This window comes from Kineococcus vitellinus, from assembly GCF_009906315.1.
GTDB lineage: Bacteria > Actinomycetota > Actinomycetes > Actinomycetales > Kineococcaceae > Kineococcus > Kineococcus vitellinus.
Map to the genome: position 1 here is coordinate 1 of NZ_JAAALL010000058.1, position 19,228 is coordinate 19,228.

General features: G+C 77.8%; 22 protein-coding genes. 10 read left to right on the plus strand and 12 right to left on the minus strand.

What is annotated here, in order from left to right; genetic code table 11:
- Window positions 1-659: hypothetical protein (locus GTQ99_RS07550; RefSeq protein WP_166615130.1), on the plus strand; the 659-nt coding region annotated here is incomplete at its 5' end.
- A gap of 76 nt (window positions 660-735) precedes the next feature.
- Window positions 736-1,701 carry a nucleoside hydrolase gene (locus GTQ99_RS07555; RefSeq protein WP_166615131.1) on the plus strand — a complete coding sequence of 322 codons (966 nt, stop codon included), beginning with the start codon at window positions 736-738 and terminating at the stop codon, window positions 1,699-1,701.
- Window positions 1,702-1,712: 11 nt separating this feature from the next.
- On the opposite strand, the gene GTQ99_RS07560 is transcribed toward GTQ99_RS07555, so the two are convergent.
- The 6 genes from GTQ99_RS07560 to GTQ99_RS07585 form a co-directional block, all read right to left on the minus strand.
- Window positions 1,713-3,575: a SpoIIE family protein phosphatase gene (locus GTQ99_RS07560; protein WP_166615132.1), complete on the minus strand. Its 1,863-nt coding sequence runs from the start codon at window positions 3,573-3,575 to the stop codon at window positions 1,713-1,715.
- Window positions 3,576-3,711: 136 nt separating this feature from the next.
- Window positions 3,712-4,854 carry a DUF6286 domain-containing protein gene (locus GTQ99_RS07565; protein ID WP_166615133.1) on the minus strand — a complete coding sequence of 381 codons (1,143 nt, stop codon included), beginning with the start codon at window positions 4,852-4,854 and terminating at the stop codon, window positions 3,712-3,714.
- Window positions 4,851-5,333: an Asp23/Gls24 family envelope stress response protein gene (locus GTQ99_RS07570; protein ID WP_166615134.1), complete on the minus strand. Its 483-nt coding sequence runs from the start codon at window positions 5,331-5,333 to the stop codon at window positions 4,851-4,853. Before GTQ99_RS07570 ends, GTQ99_RS07565 begins: the two co-directional genes overlap by 4 nt.
- On the minus strand, window positions 5,326-5,505 hold the full coding sequence (locus GTQ99_RS07575) for a DUF2273 domain-containing protein (protein WP_166615135.1): 180 nt from the start codon (window positions 5,503-5,505) through the stop codon (window positions 5,326-5,328). Before GTQ99_RS07575 ends, GTQ99_RS07570 begins: the two co-directional genes overlap by 8 nt.
- 78 nt (window positions 5,506-5,583) lie before the next feature.
- A complete protein-coding gene (locus tag GTQ99_RS07580) occupies window positions 5,584-5,898 on the minus strand; it encodes a hypothetical protein (RefSeq protein ID WP_166615136.1) in 315 nt (104 codons plus the stop codon).
- On the minus strand, window positions 5,895-6,380 hold the full coding sequence (locus GTQ99_RS07585) for an Asp23/Gls24 family envelope stress response protein (RefSeq protein WP_166615137.1): 486 nt from the start codon (window positions 6,378-6,380) through the stop codon (window positions 5,895-5,897). Before GTQ99_RS07585 ends, GTQ99_RS07580 begins: the two co-directional genes overlap by 4 nt.
- A 241-nt stretch (window positions 6,381-6,621) precedes the next feature.
- Here GTQ99_RS07585 and GTQ99_RS07590 point away from each other — a divergent pair, with 241 nt between their 5' ends.
- Together GTQ99_RS07590 and GTQ99_RS07595 are read left to right on the plus strand one after the other, a co-directional pair.
- Window positions 6,622-7,248, plus strand: a complete 627-nt coding sequence (locus GTQ99_RS07590) for an RNA polymerase sigma factor (RefSeq protein WP_240896968.1) — start codon at window positions 6,622-6,624, stop codon at window positions 7,246-7,248.
- Window positions 7,245-7,712, plus strand: a complete 468-nt coding sequence (locus tag GTQ99_RS07595; RefSeq protein ID WP_166615138.1) for a hypothetical protein — start codon at window positions 7,245-7,247, stop codon at window positions 7,710-7,712. Before GTQ99_RS07590 ends, GTQ99_RS07595 begins: the two co-directional genes overlap by 4 nt.
- On the opposite strand, the gene GTQ99_RS07600 is transcribed toward GTQ99_RS07595, so the two are convergent.
- Entirely contained in the window at window positions 7,687-9,771 is a 2,085-nt protein-coding gene (locus GTQ99_RS07600) for an MMPL family transporter (RefSeq protein ID WP_240896969.1), read from the minus strand. The genes GTQ99_RS07595 and GTQ99_RS07600 overlap by 26 nt on opposite strands.
- Before the next feature lie 69 nt (window positions 9,772-9,840).
- On the opposite strand from GTQ99_RS07600, the gene GTQ99_RS07605 reads away from it, so the two are divergent.
- Entirely contained in the window at window positions 9,841-10,422 is a 582-nt protein-coding gene (locus tag GTQ99_RS07605; protein ID WP_166615140.1) for a MarR family winged helix-turn-helix transcriptional regulator, read from the plus strand.
- Between the two features lie 52 nt (window positions 10,423-10,474).
- On the opposite strand, the gene GTQ99_RS07610 is transcribed toward GTQ99_RS07605, so the two are convergent.
- Window positions 10,475-11,440, minus strand: a complete 966-nt coding sequence (locus GTQ99_RS07610; RefSeq protein ID WP_166615141.1) for an EamA family transporter — start codon at window positions 11,438-11,440, stop codon at window positions 10,475-10,477.
- A gap of 39 nt (window positions 11,441-11,479) precedes the next feature.
- On the opposite strand from GTQ99_RS07610, the gene GTQ99_RS07615 reads away from it, so the two are divergent.
- Entirely contained in the window at window positions 11,480-12,055 is a 576-nt protein-coding gene (locus GTQ99_RS07615; protein ID WP_166615142.1) for a CGNR zinc finger domain-containing protein, read from the plus strand.
- Window positions 12,056-12,177: 122 nt separating this feature from the next.
- Entirely contained in the window at window positions 12,178-15,252 is a 3,075-nt protein-coding gene (locus GTQ99_RS07620) for a bifunctional diguanylate cyclase/phosphodiesterase (RefSeq protein WP_166615143.1), read from the plus strand.
- Between the two features lie 15 nt (window positions 15,253-15,267).
- On the opposite strand, the gene GTQ99_RS07625 is transcribed toward GTQ99_RS07620, so the two are convergent.
- From GTQ99_RS07625 to GTQ99_RS07640, 4 genes are all read right to left on the minus strand, one after another.
- Window positions 15,268-15,693: a hypothetical protein gene (locus GTQ99_RS07625; RefSeq protein ID WP_166615144.1), complete on the minus strand. Its 426-nt coding sequence runs from the start codon at window positions 15,691-15,693 to the stop codon at window positions 15,268-15,270.
- A gap of 86 nt (window positions 15,694-15,779) precedes the next feature.
- Window positions 15,780-16,793, minus strand: coding sequence for an iron-containing redox enzyme family protein (locus GTQ99_RS07630; protein WP_166615145.1), 1,014 nt, complete (start codon window positions 16,791-16,793; stop codon window positions 15,780-15,782).
- Window positions 16,790-16,996, minus strand: coding sequence for a CDGSH iron-sulfur domain-containing protein (locus GTQ99_RS07635; RefSeq protein WP_166615146.1), 207 nt, complete (start codon window positions 16,994-16,996; stop codon window positions 16,790-16,792). Before GTQ99_RS07635 ends, GTQ99_RS07630 begins: the two co-directional genes overlap by 4 nt.
- Window positions 16,986-17,684, minus strand: coding sequence for a HemK2/MTQ2 family protein methyltransferase (locus GTQ99_RS07640; RefSeq protein WP_166615151.1), 699 nt, complete (start codon window positions 17,682-17,684; stop codon window positions 16,986-16,988). Before GTQ99_RS07640 ends, GTQ99_RS07635 begins: the two co-directional genes overlap by 11 nt.
- 183 nt (window positions 17,685-17,867) lie before the next feature.
- Here GTQ99_RS07640 and rpmG point away from each other — a divergent pair, with 183 nt between their 5' ends.
- The 3 genes from rpmG to GTQ99_RS07655 form a co-directional block, all read left to right on the plus strand.
- Entirely contained in the window at window positions 17,868-18,035 is a 168-nt protein-coding gene (rpmG, locus tag GTQ99_RS07645) for a 50S ribosomal protein L33 (protein WP_166615147.1), read from the plus strand.
- A gap of 2 nt (window positions 18,036-18,037) precedes the next feature.
- Window positions 18,038-18,160, plus strand: a complete 123-nt coding sequence (locus tag GTQ99_RS07650; protein WP_166615148.1) for a 50S ribosomal protein L36 — start codon at window positions 18,038-18,040, stop codon at window positions 18,158-18,160.
- Window positions 18,161-18,324: 164 nt separating this feature from the next.
- Window positions 18,325-19,228 (plus strand): cation:proton antiporter domain-containing protein (locus GTQ99_RS07655; RefSeq protein WP_166615149.1); only part of this gene is annotated, 904 nt, incomplete at its 3' end.

A 19,228-nucleotide genomic window follows, 5' to 3' on the forward strand; every position in this document is an offset into this window, starting at 1 on the left:
CCCCGGCGGGCACCCCGGCCGCCTCGGCGACGCGACCGGCGGGCGTCCCCGCGACGAGCGTCCCGGTCGCGGACGTCCCCGCGGGTGCGGGCAGCGCCACCACCGTCGACCTCGACGGCGACGGCCGCCCCGACGCGCTGTGGCTGGCCGACGTCGGCGGGCGGCGCGAGCTCGGCGTCAGCACCACCGGCCACGGCACCTCGTCGGTGGCCTTCACCAGCGCCGCGCCGCAGCGGGCGAGCGCGTCCGCGGCCGTCCTCGCCTCCGGCGCGCCCGTCGTCCTGCTCGACACCGGCCGCTCCGTCCAGCTCTACGCCTACCGCGCCGAGGGCCCCGCGCTCGTCCCCGTGCGCGACGCCCGGGGCGAGCAGTACTCCTTCAGCCTCGGGTCCACCCCCTACGGCACCGGGCTGACCTGCCTGGCGCAGCCGGACGGCCTGCACCTGTACGGGGAGGACGCCACCTCCGACGCGGCGGGCACGAGCTGGAGCGTCACCCGCACCGAGGTCACCGTCAGCGCCGAGCACTCGCGCGCCGACGACGGCGCGAGCACCACCGTCGGCACCGGCCTGGCCGCCGACGACCCGGCCGTGCGGGCGGCCCGCGGCACCACCTGCGGGGACGTGCCCACCTCGGCGGTCGCCCTCGAACCCGCCTGAGCGGGCGCCGGGCGGGGCGGGCGGCGGCCGGGCGGCCCGCGTGCCACGATCGGCACCCCGACGCGAGGAGCCCGCCGTGCAGCACGTCGTCCTGGACACCGACCTGGCGATGGGTGCGCCCGGCAGCGACATCGACGACGGGTTCGCCCTCGCCCTCGCGCTGGCCGACCCCGGCATCGCCCTGGACCTGGTGACCACCGTCGCCGGCAACACCGACGTGCAGACCGCCACGACGCTGACGCTGGAGCTGCTGCACCGGCTGGGGCACCCGGAGGTCCCCGTCCACCGCGGTGCCTGGACGCCGCTGCTGCGCCCCGCCGCCCGCACCGGCTCGGTGCCGGCGGGCACGCCGGTGCGCTCGCCGCGGCCCGGGCCCGCGGCGGTGGCGATGGTCGAGCACGTCCTGGCGCACCCGGGGGAGGTCACCGTGGTGGCGATCGGCCCGCTGACCAACGTCGCCCTCGCCCTGCGCCTGGAGCCGGGGTTCGCCGCGGCGCTGGGCGGGCTGGTGGTCATGGGCGGCACCTTCCTCAGCCCCGCCCACGACCTGTCGACGCCGGGGGAGTGGAACGTCTGGTGCGACCCGGAGGCCGCGGAGGTCGTCCTGGGCTCCGGGGTGCGGGCGCGCTGGGTGGGGCTGGACGTCACCCGGCAGGTCCGCCTCGACCTCGACGCCGCGCGGCGGATGGCGGCCAGCGAGCGCCCCTTCCTCGCCTTCGCGGGGGAGTTCACGCAGGCCTGGATCGCGCACGTCGGCACGAGCTGGGGCCAGGACGGGCGCTCCTGCGCCCTGCACGACCCGCTGGCCGTCGCCGCGGTCACCCGGCCCGACCTGCTGACCTGGCGGGCCGCCGACGTGGTCGTGGAGACGGGCGACCGGTTGCGCGGCGCCGTGCTGGCGGAGTTCCTCGACGACGCGGAGGACCCGGACGGCGCGGGGGACGGCGCGGGCGGCGGCCGCGGCGGCAACGCGCAGGTGGCGGTGGGCGTGGACGCCGCGGGGTTCGCGCGGCACTTCGAGGAGCTGCTGGCGCGGGTGTGAGCCGCCCGTCGTCAGCCGGCGTGCAGGGCCAGCAGCGCCACGTCGTCGTCGACGGCGTCGCCGAAGGTGCGGGTCAGCTCCGCCAGCACGGCGTCGGCCAGCTCCTGCGGCGGCAGGTGGGCGTGGCGGCCGGCGACCTCCCGCAGCCAGCGCAGGCCGTCGTCGAGGCTCGCCCCGCGCCGCTCCACCAGCCCGTCGGTGTAGAGCAGGACGGTGTCGCCGCGGCGCAGCACGGCCCGGTGGTCGCTGCGGACGCCGTCGGTGAGGATGCCGAGCATCAGCTCGGGGTCGCTGCCCAGCAGTTCCGCGGTGCCGTCGCGGTGCAGCAGCAGCGGCGGCGGGTGACCGGCATTGGACCAGCGCAGCACGCGCTCGCCGCGCGCCGCCGCGGCCTCGTCCTGCTCCACCTTGGCCAGCACCGCGGTCGCCATCCCGCCCACGGCCAGCGTCTCCATCGCCCGGTCCAGGGCGCCCAGCATCGCCGACGGCGGCTGGACGACGGCCTGCGCGAGCCCGCGCAGCACGTTGCGCACCTGCGCCATGACGGCCGCGGCCTCGCGGTCGTGGCCGACGACGTCGCCCACGACGACGGTCGTGCACCCGTCCGGCAGCAGGAACGCGTCGTACCAGTCCCCGCCCACCTGGGCCTCGGCCGCGGCCGGCAGGTAGCGCACCGCGATGCTCAGGTGGTCCGGCTGCACGGGGTCGGTCAGCAGGCTGCGCTGCAGGCTCTCGGCCAGCGAGCGCGTCAGCCGGGCCCGGTGCCGCTCCTGCTCCAGCCGGCCCACGCGGTCCAGCGCCTGCGCGACCTGCGCGGCCAGCGCGCGCACGAGGCGCTGCTCCTGCGCGCCGAAGGGCTGCGGCCGGCGCCAGCCGACCCCGAGGGAGCCCAGCAGCCGCTCGCCGGCGCGCAGCGGCAGCACGCTCCAGTCCGCCCACCCGCTCGTCCACGCCTCCCCGCCCGGGGTGGCGCCGGCCGGGGCGGCCGCCTGCGCGGTGCCCGTCCCGGCCGCGCTGCGCGAGTCGAGCGCGGGGGCGTCGCCGGCGGCGACGACGGCCAGCGGCGCGGCGGAGGTCAGGTCGAGGTGGTGCGCGGGGGCACCCCCGCGCGCGTCGAGCCCGTGGACCTCCAGCCGCCCCGCGACGGTGCGGGCCAGGACCAGGCCGTCGGCCTCCACCGCCCGCTGCCCGTGCGCGACGGCGCGCCGCAGCAGGTCCTCGACGTCCTCGGCCCCCGACAGCGCCAGCGCGGTCTCGGCCAGCCCGGCCAGCCAGCGGCCGCTGCGCTGCTCGCGCTCGACGGCCTCGCTCAGCCGGCGGTTGAGGTCCTCCAGCTCCCGGGCGCGCTCGAAGAGGTCGGCCTCCACCTGCTCGGCGCGCTCGCGCCAGCGCGCACCGCTGGCGGCGACCTCGCGGGCGGCGTCGCGGTCGCGCAGGTAGTCGGTGATGTCGTCGGAGCGGTGCAGCAGGAGGGCGACCCGGCCCCGCTCGTCGAGGATCGGCACGTTGCGCGGGCTCCAGTAGCGCTCCTCGTAGCCGCCGCCGGGCACGCGGATGTCGTACTTCTGGATCGCCATGGTGTGCGGGCGCCCGGTGTCGCGCACCCGCTCCAGCGAGGCCCGCAGGTTGACCAGCCCGTCGGCGGCCGGGTCGTCGGGGTTGATCGGGAACAGCTCGAACAGCCCGTGCCCGACGTTCTGCTCCAGCGTCGTCGCGGTCGCCTCCAGGCGCGCCCGGTTGGCGCGCACGATGACGAGCCCGGGCGTCAGCAGCAGCAGCGGGACGGGTGCCTCGTCGAACACCTCGGTGAAGTCGGGCGCCGGCAGGTCCCCGCGCACGACCTGGAAGGACTCCTCCGCCGACACGCCCTCCACCCGACCGCATCCGTGGCCCGCCCGCACCTCGGGGCGCCCACCCCTCACCCTCCCGGCGGTGATCTCCGGCGGTGGTCTCCCGGTGGTGATCTTCCACGGTGCACCGTGAAAGATCACCACCGGAGAGGGGCGGGGGTCAGGCGACGCGGGCCGCCCGGTCGGCGCGGGCGCACCCGGCTCGCGGTCGCCCGCGCACGTCGGGGCGGCCGAGCACCTGCAGCAGCTGCTCCTGCACCTGCTGCGCCGTCGCGGCGACCTCGGCGAGGTCGGCGCTGGGCTCGACCGTCGCCGCGAGCTCGGCGACCAGGCGCCCGCGGTCGGTGACCACCCGGCCGGAGGCCGAGCGGACGCCGGGCGTCGCCGCCAGGACGTCGGCGGCGGCGCGGGCGGGGCCGTCCGCCTCCACCCGCAGGCCGCCCCGCGGGCCCGAGCCCGGCAGCAGCAGCTGCCCGGCGCCGCGGCGCGGCACGTGGGCCAGCAGCCACCACAGCGCCAGCAGGCCCAGGACGAGCGCGGCGCCGGCGGCGGCCCACGGGTACCAGGAGTACCCGGGCAGCTCGGCGACGGCGCCCGTGCCGAGGGCGGAGCCGGTGCCGGCGCCGGGCAGCACCCGCGCCAGGTCCCCGGTCCACCAGGCCATCGCGGCCAGCCCGCCGACGGCCAGGAGCAGGCCCAGGACGAGCGCGAGGAGGCGGTCGACGGCGATCACCGCGCGGCTCACGCGACGCTCCTGACCCGCACGCGCACCCGGGGGGGCGGGCGAGAGCACCCGCACCTGCTCCTCGACGGCCCGCTGGACGTCGTCGCGCACCTGCCCGGAGGTGGCCCTCACCTCGACGGCGACGGTGCGGCGGCCGGCGGTGGAGCGGGCCTCCAGGACGCCGTCGCAGCGGCGCGCGGTCGCCGAGGCGATCCGGGCGACGTCGCGCACGGTGCAGAAGACGCCGGGGGCGCCCGCGAAGGCGACGGCGTTCCGGCTGCGCCGGCCGAGGGCGGTGAGCAGCAGGAACAGCCCGAGCAGCAGCGCCACCAGCCCGGCGAGGGCGACGAGCGCGCCGGCGGTGAGGCCGTCGAGGGCGCCGGCGGCGGCCGCCAGCCAGGAGCCGCCGCCCACCCGCCCCAGGGCGGCGGCGGCCTCGCGGCCGGCGAGGACCGCGAGCACGAGCAGCAGCGCGGCCAGCACGGGGCCGACGACCCCGATGCGCCCGGCTCCGGTGGGGCGCCGCGCGTCCCCCGCGGTGCCCGGGACGTCCGTCGCGGTGTTCGTCGCGGTGTTCACAGCACCCTCCTGCGGGCCGCCGCGGTGGGCGGCAGGTAGGTGGCGACGACGACGCTGACGTCGTCGACGCGCACGTCGGCGAGCTCCTCCAGCCGGGCGCGCACGTGCTCGCGCACCCGGGCGGCGACCTGCGGGGCCGGGTGCGGCCACACGGCGGCGACCTCCACGCGCACCCGCGCGCGCCGGCCGGCCACGGTGCAGTCCACGTCCGGGTAGACCCGGCCCAGCACGGAGTCCAGGACGCCGGAGACGGCGGTGGCGGCCGTGCGGGGCCCGGTGGCGGCGGTGCGGCGGGTGCCCTCCACCTCGCCGGCCGCCGCGGTGGCGATCCTGGCGACGGCCCGGTCGGAGACCGTCAGCCGTCCGCGCAGCGCCGGGTCGCCCGGCACGAGGACGGCGACGGCGGTGGTGGTGGTGGCCGCGACGGCGGTGGTGGCGCTGGTGGCCCCCGCCGGGGCGGTGGTCGGCGGCTCAGCCACGACCGCGTCCCGGCAGCAGGGCCGCGAGGTCGATGCGCCCCTCGAGGTGGGCGCCGACCAGGTAGCCGACGCCGCCGAGCAGCACGCCCAGCAGCAGCCAGCCGAAGCCGGCCACCGCACCGATGAGCGCCAGCAGCAGACCGGCCACGAGGCCGGTCGTCGACGAGGACATGTCGTCTCCCCTCCGGAGGGTCGAGGTGGTGCGGGGTGGTGGTGCGCGCAGCGGTGCTGCGCGGGTGGTGCGCGGTGCTCAGGCGGCGAGGTCGTCGACGTGCACGCGCACGGCGGCCGAGACCCCGTGCGCGGCGAGCACGTCCGCGGCCGCCGCGTGCACGGCCTGCGCGCTGGCGCGGACCGGGGCGTCGGCGGTGACGACGACGTGCAGCTCGACGAGCGCGTCGCCCGCCTCCCCCGCGAGGTCCCCGGTCAGCCGCACCCCGGCCACCCGGCGCCCCGGCAGGTAGGTGCCGACCTCGCCGAGGGCGCCGCCGTGCAGGCGGGCGACGCCGGGGACGGCCAGCGCGGCGCGCGCGAGGTCGTCGGCGAGGAGCGCCGGGTCGGTCACTGGACGCGGACGGTGCGCACGCTCTCCTCGTCCGCGTCGTCCTCCTCGGGCAGGTGGACGTCGGAGACCTGGAGGTTGACCTCGGTGACCTGCAGGCCGGTCATCCGCTCCACGGAGGTGATGACGTTGCGGCGCACGGAGGCGGCGAGGTCGCTGATGGCGACGCCGTACTCGGCGATGAGCTCGATGTCGACGGCCGCCTGGCGCTCGCCGACCTCGACGGACACGCCCTGGGAGTGGTTGACCCGGCTGCCGGGGATGCGCTCGCGCAGGGCGCCGACCGCGCGGGCCGCGCCGCCGCCGAGGGAGTGCACGCCGGAGACGTCGCGGGCGGCGATGCCGGCGATCTTGGAGACGACGGTGTCGGCGATGGTCGTGACGCCGTGCTCGCTGCTGAGGCCGGAGGGCGTGGCCACCGACCGGGTGGGGCCGGTGGTGCTGGGGGTCGGGGTCTTCGTCGTGGTGATCGTCTGCTCGGTCACGGGAACTCCTCCTGGTCTCGTCGCGGCGGGTGCCGCGGTGCGCGTACGGGGGGTTGGAGCCGGCCCGGCGCGGATCCTCACGCGGGGAGGCCTGTGATCCGGGCCACACCGCCGGGGCTCACCACGGGGAGTTCTCCCGGGTGCACCGCGGGGTGCACCGGCGGGCGCCCGCTCGAGGGGTGGTGCGCGGTGCCGCGTGGGAGGGTGCGCGGGCGGGCAGCGGCCCGCGGCCGAGCGATCGATGGAGAACCAGTCGATGCGGACCACCCCGCCGGGTGCTGCCCCGGACGGTGCGCACCCCGACGAGCGCACCGACGAGCGCACCGACGAGGTCCTGGCGCGGCGGGCGGCGCTGGGGGACCGGGACGCCTTCGGCGTCCTCGTGGACCGGCACGGCCCCGCCCTCTACCGCTACGCGGTGCGGCTGCTGGACGAGCGCGGCCAGGCCGACGACTGCCTGCAGGACGCGCTGCTCGCGGCGTGGCGGGGGCTGCCCTCCTTCCGCGGGGACGCCTCGGTGCGCACGTGGCTGTTCACGATCGTGCGCCACGAGGTGCACGCGCGCTCGCGGCGCCGGGCGGGCCCGGGCGGCGCCGCGCCCGTCGACGCCGAGGAGGTGCTGGAGCGCATCCGCGACGTGCGGCAGGATCCGGAGCGCACGAGCGTGCAGGCCGCGCTGCGCGAGGCGCTGGACCTGGCGCTGCGGCTGCTGCCCCCGCGCCAGCGCTCGGCCTGGCTGCTGCGCGAGGTCGAGGAGCTCAGCTACGAGGAGATCGCGCAGGTCCTCGGCACGACATCCACGGCCGTGCGCGGTCTCCTGGAGAGAGCACGCACCACCTTGGCCGCGACCCTGGAGGACTGGCGGTGAGCGATCGGGACCGCGCCGGCGGCGAGGACGCCCTCGACCTCGCGGCCGCCGCCCTGCGCGCCCACACCGAGGACGGCTGGGTGCTGGCCCGGCCCGGGCTGCTGGAGCGGGTGCGCCGGGCCTTCCGCCCGTCCGCGCCGGTGCTCGGCACCCACGAGCTCGGCGACTTCCGGGTGGCCGCCGACGTGGTCGTCGACGGGCTGCGCACCGCCGTGGACGCCCTGCCGGACGCGGCCGCCGACCGCATCAGCTGCAGCACCGGTGGCGACGACCGCCTGGAGTCGGTCCTCGTCGAGGTCGCGGTCGCCTTCGGCACCCCGCTGCCCGCCCTGGCGGGGCGGGTGCGGCGGGTGGTGGTGGCGCGGTTGCGCGAGCTGCTGGGCGAGGCGGCGCCGGCCGAGGAGGCGGTGCAGGTGGACGTCCACGTCGGCGACGTCGTCAGGACGCTGCGCGAGGTCCGCTGACCGCCTCCCGGTCGGCCGGGTGCCCCCGCTCGGCCCGGTGCGCGGCGCGCGCGGGGCGGTCCAGGGCGCTGGGCCACCACACCCGGTGCCCCAGCAGCGCGAACAGCGCCGGCACCAGCACCGTGCGCACGAGCAGGGTGTCCAGCAGGACGCCGATGCCGACGACGACGCCGATCTGGGTGAGCACGATGAGCGGCAGCACCCCGAGGACGGTGAAGACGGCCGCGAGCAGGATCCCGGCGCTGGTGATGACGCCGCCGGTGACGGCGACGGCCCGGCGCACCGCGTCGCGGGTGCCGAGGGCCGGGGTCTCCTCGCGGGCGCGGGTGACGAGGAAGATGTTGTAGTCCACGCCCAGCGCCACGAGGAACAGCAGCGACAGCAGCGGCACCTGGGTGTCCAGGGCGGGGATGCCGAACACCCGCGTGAACAGCACGTTGGCCGCTCCCAGGGCCGCGACGAACGTCGCCAGGACCGTGGCGACCAGCAGCAGCGGCGCCAGCACCGAGCGCAGCAGCACGACGAGGACCGCGAGCACGACGAGCACGATGAGCGGGCCGACGACGAGCAGGTCGCGCACGGTGGCGGTGCGCTGGTCGAGGGCGACCGCCTCGGTGCCGCCGACGAGGGCGCCGGCGCCGGGGACGGCGCGCACGGCCTCGCGCAGCCGGGTGACGGCCTCGCGGCCGGCGGCCGAGCCGGGGGCGGTGTCCAGGCGGGCCCGCACCTCCACGAGGTCGTCGGTGCGCCGGGCGACCTCGGCGGAGGAGACGCCCTCGACGCCGCGGGCGGCGGCCACGACGGCGTCGGCGGCGGCGGGCTCGCGCACCAGGACGCTCGCGGGCTCCGAGGCCTGGTCGGGGAAGTGCCGGCCGAGGGTCTGCGAGCCGTCCACGGACTCGGCGGCCACCCGGAACTGCTCGGTCTGCGACAGCCCGAGCCGGGCCCCCGCCAGCCCGGCGCCGAGCACGGCCAGGACGGCGAGCGAGGCGAGCACGACGGGCACGGGCCGGGCGACGACGCGGTCGGCGATCCTCGCCCACGTGCCGGTGCGGGTGGTGTCGGCGGAGCCGAGGCGCGGCACGAAGGGCCAGAACAGCCCGCGCCCGCAGACGACGAGGGCGGCCGGCAGCACGAGCAGGCCGAACAGCAGCGCGACGACGACGCCGATGGCCGCGTCGCGCCCGATGGTGCGGTCGGCGGGCAGGACGGCGGCCTGCAGGGTGAGCAGGGCGAGCACGACGGTGACGCCGCTGGCCAGGACCGCCGGGCCGGCGCCGCGCAGCGCGGCGCGCATGGCGGCGCGGCGGTCGGCCTCGCGGCGCAGCTCCTCGCGGTAGCGGGCGATGAGCAGCAGGGCGTAGTCGGTGCCGGCGCCGAAGACGAGGACGCTGGTGATGCCGACGGCGGAGGGGTCCACGGGCGTGTCGGTGAGCCGGCCGACCAGCTCCAGCAGCCGCGCGGTCACCTGGTCGGCGGCGCCGACGACCGCCAGCGGGACCAGCCACAGCACGGGGCTGCGGTAGGTGACGAGCAGCAGCAGGGCGACGACGCCGGCCGTGACGAGCAGCAGCCGGGTGTTCGCGCCGTCGAAGGAGCCGGAGATGTCCTCGGTGAAGGCGGGGCCGCCGGTGACCTGCACCACCAGCCCCTCCGGCACGTCGGCGCGGGCGGTGGCGCGCACGTCGGCGACCCGCTGCGACAGCTCCTCGGCGGGCACGTCGGTGCGCACCACCACGACGGCCAGCGCGGCCCGCCCGTCGGTGGAGGGCACGAGGCGGCTGCCGAGCGCGCCCGCGGTGGCCTCGGCCGCGCGCCGGTCGGCGTCGGTGAGCGGGTCGCCCTCGCGGGAGAACACGACGACCAGCGCGCTGGTGCCCGCGTCGGGCAGCCGCTCGGCCAGCGCGGCGGCGCGGGCGGCCTCGGCGGAGGCGGGCAGGCCGGTGGCGGCGCCGCTCGCCTCGGGGGCGGAGCCGCTGACGGCGGTGACGAGGCCGCTGAGCAGCAGGGCCGCCACGACCACCAGCCACGCGGAGATCCGGCCGGTCAGCACACGCATGATCGCCTCATTCATCGGAAGTCTCAGTGACTGAGATGTTTGCAGACGAGGAGGTACGATGGCAACCCGATGAGCGAGCAGACCGCCCCACCCGCCGGCCCTTCCGAGACACCGTCCGAGACCTCGTCCGAGGCCCCGTCCGACGGGGCGTCCGCGCGCGGCTTCCGCCCGCGCGGCACCCCCCGCGCCCGCGCCGAGGCCGAGGTCGTCGACGAGCTGCAGCGGCTGACCGTGGAGTCCGAGCGCGTCGCCCACGCCTTCGCCGGCCGCCACGGCCTGCACCCCACGGACCTGCAGGCGCTGCTGGAGGTCATGCGCAGCGAGGTCGCGGGCCGGCCGCTCACGGCCGGCGAGCTGGCGGCGTCCCTGGGGATCACCACGGGCGCGGTGACGGGCGTCGTCGACCGCCTGGAGCGGCACGGGCACCTGCGCCGCGACCGCGGCGGCAGCGACCGGCGCAAGGTCTTCCTGCGCTACGCCGAACCCGGCATGGCCGTGGCCCGCGACTTCTTCGGCCCGCTGGGCCGGCGCAGCGACGAGGTCATGCGCGGCTACGGCGACGACGAGCTCGTGCTCGTGCGCCGCTTCCTCGCGCAGATGGCCGACGCGCTGGCCGCCCACCACGACGAGCTGCGCGCACCGCGGGGCTGACGGGCCGGGCGGCGATCCCGGGGCTGACGGGCGCGGCGCCGACGCCGGGGCGTCAGCGGGCCGCCGACGGCTGCGGCAGCGCGGCGGGCGCCGTGCGCGGCTCGCCCAGCTTGACGACGACGACGCCGGCGACCACGAGCACCCCGCCCAGCAGCTGCACCGGCCGCGGCAGCTCGCCGAGCAGCAGCCAGGCCCCCGCCACGCCCGCCACCACCTCCAGCAGCGCCACGAACGAGGCCAGCCGGGAGCCCAGCCGGCGGCCGGCGGCGATGCCCGCCACGTAGGCGACGGCCGCCGTCACCAGCCCCAGGCCGAGCAGCGGCACCCACCAGGGCACGGCCCGGCCGTCGTAGAGCGCCGGCGCGGTGCCCGCCGACAGCGGCAGCACCCCGGCCAGGCCGAGCAGGCCGAGCGCGAGCGCGGCCACGAGCAGCCCGCCGCCGGCCAGCGCGAGCGGTGGCAGGCCGGTCCCCTCCCGGGCGGACAGCACGAAGTACGTCGCCGCCCCGACCATCGCGGCCAGCGCCCACAGCACCCCGCCGGTGTCCAGGCGGGTGCCGGTCAGCAGGTCGAGCACGAGCACGAGCCCGAGCGCGGCCAGGGCCGCCCCGGCCGCGGTCAGCCGCCCGGGGCGCTGGCCGTGGCGCAGCCACAACCAGCACACCACGGCGGCCGGGGCCGTGTACTCGATGAGCAGCGCCGGCCCGACCGGCATCCGCGCGACGGCCGAGAAGTAGCAGAACTGCGCCGCGCCCACGGCGAGCAGCCCGTAGCCGACGACGAGGCCGGCGTTGCGGCGCAGCGCCCCCCAGCGCCCGCGCAGCGAGAGCGCGGCGGGCCCGGCGAGGACGAGCGCGGCCAGCCCGATCCGCACGAGGACCACCGCGCCGGGGCTCCAGCCGCTGTCCAGCAGGCCGCGGGCGAGGCCGCCGGAGAGCCCGAAGCTGGCCGCGGACAGGACCGCGAAGCCGAGCCCGCTCGCCAGCCGCCGGCTGCTGTCATCGGTCACGGTGGTCATGGCAGATGACGGTACGGACGGGCCGCGTAAGGTGTCAACGTGGTTCTCGACCATGACACCGAGCTGTCGCTGCAGGCCGCCGCCGTGCTGGCCAACAGCGCGCTGCCCCCGGACACCCTCGAGCGCGTCGAGGACCTCGACCGCTTCTGGCAGCGCTTCGGCTACACCGGCCGCCGCGACGGCGACGCCGCCGAGCTGGCCGCCGTGCGCGCCCTCCGCCCCCTGCTGCGCGAGCTGCTCACCAGCGAGCGCGACCGCGCCGCGGAGCTGGTCAACGACGTGCTGGCCCGCTGCGGCGCCGTGCCGCGGCTCGTGCGCCACGGCGCGGTGGACTGGCACGTGCACGCCGTCGGCTCCACCGAGCCCCTCGACGTGCGGGTCCTCGTCGAGACCGCCATGGCCGTGCTGGAGCTCGTGCGCCTCGACGAGGTCTCGCGCCTGTCCACGTGCGCGGACGACGGCTGCGACGGCGTCGTCGTCGACCTCTCGCGCAACCGCTCCCGCCGCTACTGCAGCACCACCTGCGCCAACCGCAACGCCGTCAGCGCCTACCGTGCGCGCCGCTCCGCCGCCCGCGCGGGCGGCGGGCCGCAGGGGCCGCCCGCCGGCCGGTAGGGCGCTGCCGGGCCGGCGAGCGGGCCGGCGAGCGGGCCGGACGGGCTCAACCCGGGGGCCGCGGCTGCCGACGACCACCAGTGCACCCGGAGGACCGGGCCGGTGATCGCGGAGGAGGCGGCATGGGGACCGACGTGCGCCCCGCGCGCCCGCTGGGCCCGGCGCTGGGCCCGGCGCTGGGCTTCGCCCTGCTGTACGCGCTGGCGACCGTGCTCGGCCGCGCCACGCACCTGCCCGGCATGGCGCTCGCGGTGGCCTGGCCCGCGGCCGGCGTGGGCTTCGTGTGGCTGGCGCACTCCTGGCGCCGTCCCCGGGCGCGCTGGAGCGCGGCCGCGCTGCTGCTCACCACCGGCACGCTCGGGCAGCTGGCCACGGGCCAGCGCCCGGCCGTGGCGGTGCTCTTCGCCGCGGCCGGCACGGTGCAGGCGCTCGTGGCCTGCGCCGTGCACCTGCGCCTGCAGCCGGCCGGCTTCCGGCTGCGCCAGCCGCGCGACCTGTGGGCCCTGCTCATCGCCGCCGTCGTCGGCGCCGCCGCCGGCGCCGTCGTCGGCACCGCCGCGGCCGCGCTGCTGCTCGGCCAGGCGCCGCTGCCGACCGCGCTGGGCTGGCTGGTGCGCCACAGCGCCGGCACCGTCGTGCCGGCCGCGCTGTGGCTGCGCGGCCGCGACCGCCGCGCCGCGCCCGCGCTGCGCGGCCACCGCGTCGAGTACGCGCTCGTGATGGGCGCCGGCGTGCTGTTCTTCACGGCCCTGGACCGGCTGGACCAGGCCCCCCTGACGTTCCTGCTGGTGCCGTGGGCGGTCTGGCTGGGTCTGCGGGTGCCCGCCCGGCTCGCCCTGGTCACGGTCGCCGTCAACGACGTCGCGCTGCTGCTGATGACCCGCGCGGGTGCCGGTCCCTTCGCCGGCGTGCCGGCCGCCGAGCGCGTCGTCGACGTGCAGCTGCTGGTCCTCGTGCTCACCGCGCTGACGCTCATGCTCGTGCTGCACCGCGAGGAGCGCCGGCGCCTGGACGACGTGCTGCGGCAGGCGCTGGAGGACTCCCGCGCCAGCTCGCGGCTGCTGGGCACCGTCTTCGACGCCACCGCCGAGAGCCTGTCCGTCCACGACGCCGACGGGCACCTGCTGATGCGCAACCGGGCCGCCCGCGAGGTGCTCGCCGACCTGCCCGAGGACCTGGACCGGGAGCGCTGGGACGGCGCGTTCAGCATCGCGCGCCCCGACGGCTCCCCGTGGCCGGTGGAGGACCTGCCGCTGGCGCGCGCGCTGCGCGGCGAGCACGTCGAGGGCGCCGACGTGCTCGTCACGACCGCCACCGCGCCGGGCGGGCGCGTGCTCACCCTCACCGCCCACCCCGTGCTGCTGGACGGCTGCCCGGGCTCGGGCGGGCAGCGCGGAGCGGTCCTGGCCGTGCGCGACGTCAGCGCCGAGCGGGCCGCGCGGGCGCGGCTGGTGGACTCCGAGCGGCGCTTCCGCACGGCCTTCGACACCGCTCCGGTGGGGATGATGATCGTCGGCCTCGGCGAGGACGACGCGGCGCAGGTCCTGCAGGTCAACGCCACGATGTGCACCTTCACCGGCCTGTCCGAGGCCGAGCTGCTGGCGCGGGACTTCCACGACCTGACCCACCCCGACGACCGGCCCGAGTGCATCGTCTCCTTCGCCCCGTTCCTGCTGGGCGAGGTCACCCGGGCGCAGGTGGAGAAGCGCTACCGGCACGCCGACGGCTCCACCCGCTGGGGGATGCTGTCGGCCACCGTCATGGCCGCCGCCGGGGGCGGGCGGCCCCAGCTGCTGTGCCTCATCGAGGACGTCACCGCCCGCAAGGCCGCCGAGGAGGCGCTGCGCCACCAGGCGCTGCACGACGCGCTCACCGGCCTGCCCAACCGCACCCTGCTGCACGACCGCCTCGAGCACGCCCTGGCCGCGGCCGGGCGCGAGGGGCAGCGGGTGGGGGTCTTCTTCTGCGACCTGGACGGCTTCAAGGCCGTCAACGACAGTGCCGGCCACGCCGCCGGCGACGAGCTGCTGCGCGAGGTCGCCGCCCGCTTCAGCGCCTGCCTGCGCCCGGGCGACACGCTGGCGCGCCTGGGCGGGGACGAGTTCGCCGTCATCTGCCCGGGGCTGAGCGACGAGGCGGGCCTGCGGGTGATCGCCGACCGGCTGCTGGCCGCGCTGCGCGAACCGGTGCTGCTGGCCTCGGGCACCTTCAGCGTCGGCGTGAGCGTCGGCATGAGCCTGGCCCCGGCCGGCGCCGACCCCGGGCTGGTGCTCGGCCAGGCCGACGGCGCCATGTACGACGCCAAGCGCGCGGGCCGCAACCGCGCCCACGGCCACGACGGCCACGACGGCCACGACGGCCACGACGGCCTCGAGCGGGCCCGCGGTGCGCGCGCCGGCCGGCTGCTGCCGCAGCTGCGCGCCGCCCTCGACGAGGACGAGCTCGTCCTGCACGGCCAGCCGGTCGTGGACCTGGCCACCGGGCGCGTCGTGGCCGTGGAGACCCTGCTGCGCTGGCAGCACCCCACCCGCGGCCTGCTGAGCCCGGCGGAGTTCCTCGACGTCGCCGAGGCGGGCCCGCTGGTGCTGGAGATCGGCCGCCGCGTGCTCTCGGAGTCCTGCCGGATGGCCGCGGCCTGGAGCGAGCACCTGGGCCCCGACGCCCCCGCCGTGCACGTCAACGTCTCCGGGCGCCAGCTGGAGGCGGGCGACCTGCACGACGACGCGCTGGAGGCGCTGCAGCGGCACGGCCTGCCCGCGCACCGCCTGGTCCTGGAGCTCACCGAGACGCACGTGCCGCGCACCACGCGCTCGCTGCTGGCCGACGTGCAGCGGCTGCGGGAGCGGGGCGTGCGCATCGCCGTCGACGACCTGGGCACCGGCTCCGCCGGCCTGGCCCGGCTGAGCGAGCTGCCCGTGGACGTGCTGAAGATCGACCCGGCGTTCGTCGCGGGCCTGGGGGTCGACCCCGGCTGCGACGCCGTCGTGCGCGCCGTGCTGGGCATCGGACGGGCCCTGGAGCTGTCCGTGGTCGCCGAGGGCGTCGAGACGGCCTCCCAGGTGGACCTGCTGCGCCGCTACGGGACCGACACCGTGCAGGGCCAGCTGTACAGCCCGCCCCGCCCCGAGCGCGAGCTCGTCCAGCACCTGCTGGAGCGGCGGCGCTCGGCGGCGGCGGCGGGCACCCCGCGGGGCTAGTCCCCGCTCGAGGGGTCAGCCGTGGCAGAAGGAGTCGCGCACCGCGGCCACGACCTCCAGGCCCTGGTCCTCGGTGAGCGTGGTCCCGCCGGTGCTGAGGGCCTTCACGGCGTTGCCGGCCAGCGTCCGGTCCTCCACGCCGCGCGCGGAGTCCTGGCACAGCTCGATCGCGGCCTCGACGAGCTGGTCCTGGTCGCCGCCCAGCCCGGGGGCGACGGCCTGCACGCGGGTGGTCAGGTCCGCGGCCTGGGCGGCGTCCGGGCTGGCCGTGACGGTCGGCGGGTCCGTGGCCCCGCCGGGGGCCGGGGCGCCCTGCGAGGGCGTGGGGCTGGTGGTGATCGTGGGGGCGTCGTCGTCGCCGGTGCTCGAGCCGGAGCTGCACGCGGTCAGGGCCACGAGAGCCGCGGCCGCGGCGAGGGTCAGGGCGGTGGGAGTGCGCACGGTGAGCTCCTGGTCGATTGCGGGTGCCTCCAGCAGTCTCGGCCGATCCGGCCGGGTCCGCGCGGCGGCGGACCCGGCGCGCTGTCCTACGGCGCCGGCGGCAGCTCCCGCACGAGGGCGGAGCGCCCCTCGCCCCACGCGGCCATGACGTGCTCGCCGAGGCGGTCGTCGAGCAGCGTCGCCGCCTGCATGCCGAAGACGACGTCGGCGGCCATGGCCGGGTCCTCCGCGACGAGCGGCGCGATGATCCCGTGGCGCACCACCTGCTCGTGGACGGCGTCGGCCTCCACGTGCTCGGCGTAGAAGCCGACGGTGGCGGGGCCGAGGCCCAGGCGCTGCGCGGCGGCGACCAGGCGCGCCGAGCCGGGGGAGGAGGTGAGCTCGACCACGGCGAACTGCCCCACGAGCGCTCCGCGCAGGGAGCGGTGCAGCCCCGCCAGCGACATGAAGTTCACCTCGGCCAGCACCTGCGCGGGGGAGGCGTCGAGGTAGGCGCCGTACTCGTCGCTGAGGCCCAGCTCCAGCATCATGTCGCCGAACAGGCGCGCGTGCATGAGCTCGCCGCGGCCGGCGCCGTACTCGTCGTGCTCGACGGAGACGAGCGCGGCCTTGGCGTGGCCGTCCAGGCGGGGGATGACCCACGCCTGCGGGTCGGCCTCCTTGAGGTGGTAGGCCGAGCGCAGGGCGATGTACTCGCGGAACTGCCACGGCTCGCCGCGGCGGCGCAGGTGGTGCGAGACGCCCCGCTCGCCGGGGACCTCGGTGACCAGGGAGGCGATCTCGGCGGCGACGTCGTCCCCGCCGGGGACGGCCCCGCGCAGCGCGGCGAGGAAGACCGACTCCAGCGAGCGCCGGAACGCCAGCAGCTCGGGGGACCACTCCAGCTCGTCGTCGACGCCGGCGAAGCCGCGGTAGTGCAGCTCGTAGCAGACGTACAGGGCCAGCTGGAGGTCCTCGCCGAAGGGGTCGGCGCCGGTGGCCCCCACCGCCGGCGCGGCCCCGCCGCGCAGCAGGTCCAGCACGGCGGCGCTGAGCGGGCCGCGCGCCCGCGGCAGCGCGGGCCGGGCCCGGCGGACGGGTGCCGGTGCGGTGGTCGTCACGAGCTCTCCTCGGTCTTCTTCCGGGTGCGGTGGCTGGTGTCGCAGATCGGGTAGCGGGCGCTGCGGCGGCACACGCACAGGGCGGTCACGGGCCGCTGGGAGAGCACGCGGGTGCCGTCGGGCAGGTCGATCTCCACCGGTCCCTCCACCAGGACGGGCCCGTCGCCGGTGACGACGACCCGCTGGGCGCGCTCAGGCGACACTCTCGAACCCCCCGTCGCTGCCCTGCGGGGCCGGGGCGGGGGCGGGCGCCGTGGCCTCGACCACGACGAGCTCCTCGTGCACCTGGCCGGGCCGCAGCAGGCCGCGGGCGCGCAGCGCCTCGGCGCGCGCCCGCATGACGGGCCCGAAGGGCTCGTCGGCGCGGGCGACCACCGCGGCGGTGAAGCCGTTGCGCTGCAAGCGCTCCACCGTCGCCTCCCCGTCCGCCAGGGCGGACTGGACCATGAGCAGGCGCCCGCCGGGGACGAGCACGGCGGCGACCCCGTCGCAGATGCGGTCGATCACCGCGCGACCGTCGCGCCCGCCGTCCCAGGAGCGTCCCGGCCGGTGCCGGGGCAGGACGTCGGTCTCGGCCGGCACGTAGGGCGGGTTCGCCAGCACGACGTCGAACGAGCGGCCCCGCACGGGGGCGAACAGGTCGCCGCGCAGCACCCGCACCGGAGCGCGGTGCAGCAGGACGTTGAGGCGCGCCGAGGCCACCGAGCGCAGCGACAGGTCCACGGCGGTCACGCTGCGGGCGCCCGCGCGCACCGCGGCCAGGGCGAGGGCGCCCCCGCCGGTGCCCACGTCGAGCACGCGGGCACCGGCGACGGCGCCGCGACGGGTGAGGGTGCCCGCCAGGAGGGCGGTGTCCCCTTGCGCCCGGTACGTGCCGGGCAGTCTGAGCATCACACCGGCATCGTGCTTGCTGCTCGCCGGTCGCGCACGGTGACGCGGAGCGGGACCCCGCAGGTCGCCCCGCAGACCGCCGCCAACCGGGAATGGTCCTCAACAAGACCTGGTTGACAGGGGTGTCCGCCGCGGGAGCCCTCCCGGGGCGGGACGAGCACCAGCGCGAGGGGAGCGCCACTCATGGCCAAGCACGCCGACGTCCGTCCGGTCGTCAAGCTCCGGTCGACGGCCGGGACCGGGTACACCTACGTGACCCGCAAGAACCGCCGCAACGACCCCGACCGGCTGGTGGTGCGCAAGTACGACCCGGTCGCCCGCCAGCACGTCGACTTCCGCGAGGAGCGCTGACGGTGAAGGTCCGCTCCTCGCTGAGGTCGCTGAAGCAGCAGCGCGGATCGGTCGTGGTGCGCCGCCGCGGCAGGGTCCTCGTCGTCAACAGGCTCTCGCCCCGCGCCAAGGGGCGCCAGGGCTGACCGGCGCGGCGAGCCGGGGCGGGTCCGCCCGCCCCGGCTCCGCGCGCGTCGGGCGCGGGAGGTCCCGGCACGCTCCAGCGCGCGGGCGCGCCGGAGTCGGGTGAAGGTTCCCTGGGAGCCCGGTGAACGGGTCGCCCGTCACCACGTCACCCCGTGAGGAACCGATGCTCTCGCCCGTCCTGTTCGCCCTGGCCGGCGCCAGCGCGCTCGTCGCGGCACTGCTGCCGCGCATCGTCCACAGCCTGCCGGTGAGCCTGCCGATGGCCTTCCTCGCCGGGGGCGTGCTGCTGGGCCTGGTGCCCGGGCTGCCCACCGTCGACCCGCTCGAGCACGGCGCCGCCACGCAGCACGTCACCGAGATCGTCGTGATCATCTCGCTCATGGGTGCCGGGCTGGCGCTGGACCGGCCGGTCAGCCTGCGCGGCTGGGCCTCCACGTGGCGGCTCATCGTCGTCGCGATGCCCGTGACCATCGTGCTCGTCGCGCTCGGCGCCTGGCTGCTGGCCGGGCTGCCGCTGGCCGCGGCGCTGCTGCTGGGAGCCGTGCTGGCCCCCACCGACCCGGTGCTGGCCACCGACGTGCAGGTGGGCGAGCCCAGCGACGAGGAGGGCACCGAGGACGAGGTCCGCTTCGCCCTCACCAGCGAGGCCGGGCTCAACGACGGCGCCGCCTTCCCCGTCGTCCACCTCGCCGTCGTCCTGGCCGCCGCGGGCGCCGCGGCCGGCTGGTCCGACGTCGGCGGCTGGGTGCTGGAGGACGTCCTGCTGCGCGGCGTCGTCGGCGTCGTCGGCGGCCTCGTCATCGGCCGGGTGCTCGGTGAGCTGTTCTTCCGCTCCCCGCTGCCCTCGCTGCGGCTGGCCGACGACGTGGAGGGGTTCACCGCGCTGGCCGTGACGTTCCTCGCCTACGGGATCACCGAGCTGCTGCACGGCTACGGCTTCGTGGCCGTCTTCGTCGCCGCCTGCGCGATCCGCTCCGCCGAGCGCGCCCACGGCGCCCACCAGGTCGCCCACAGCTTCGTCGAGCAGATCGAGCGGATGCTCACCGCGTGGCTGCTGCTGCTGCTCG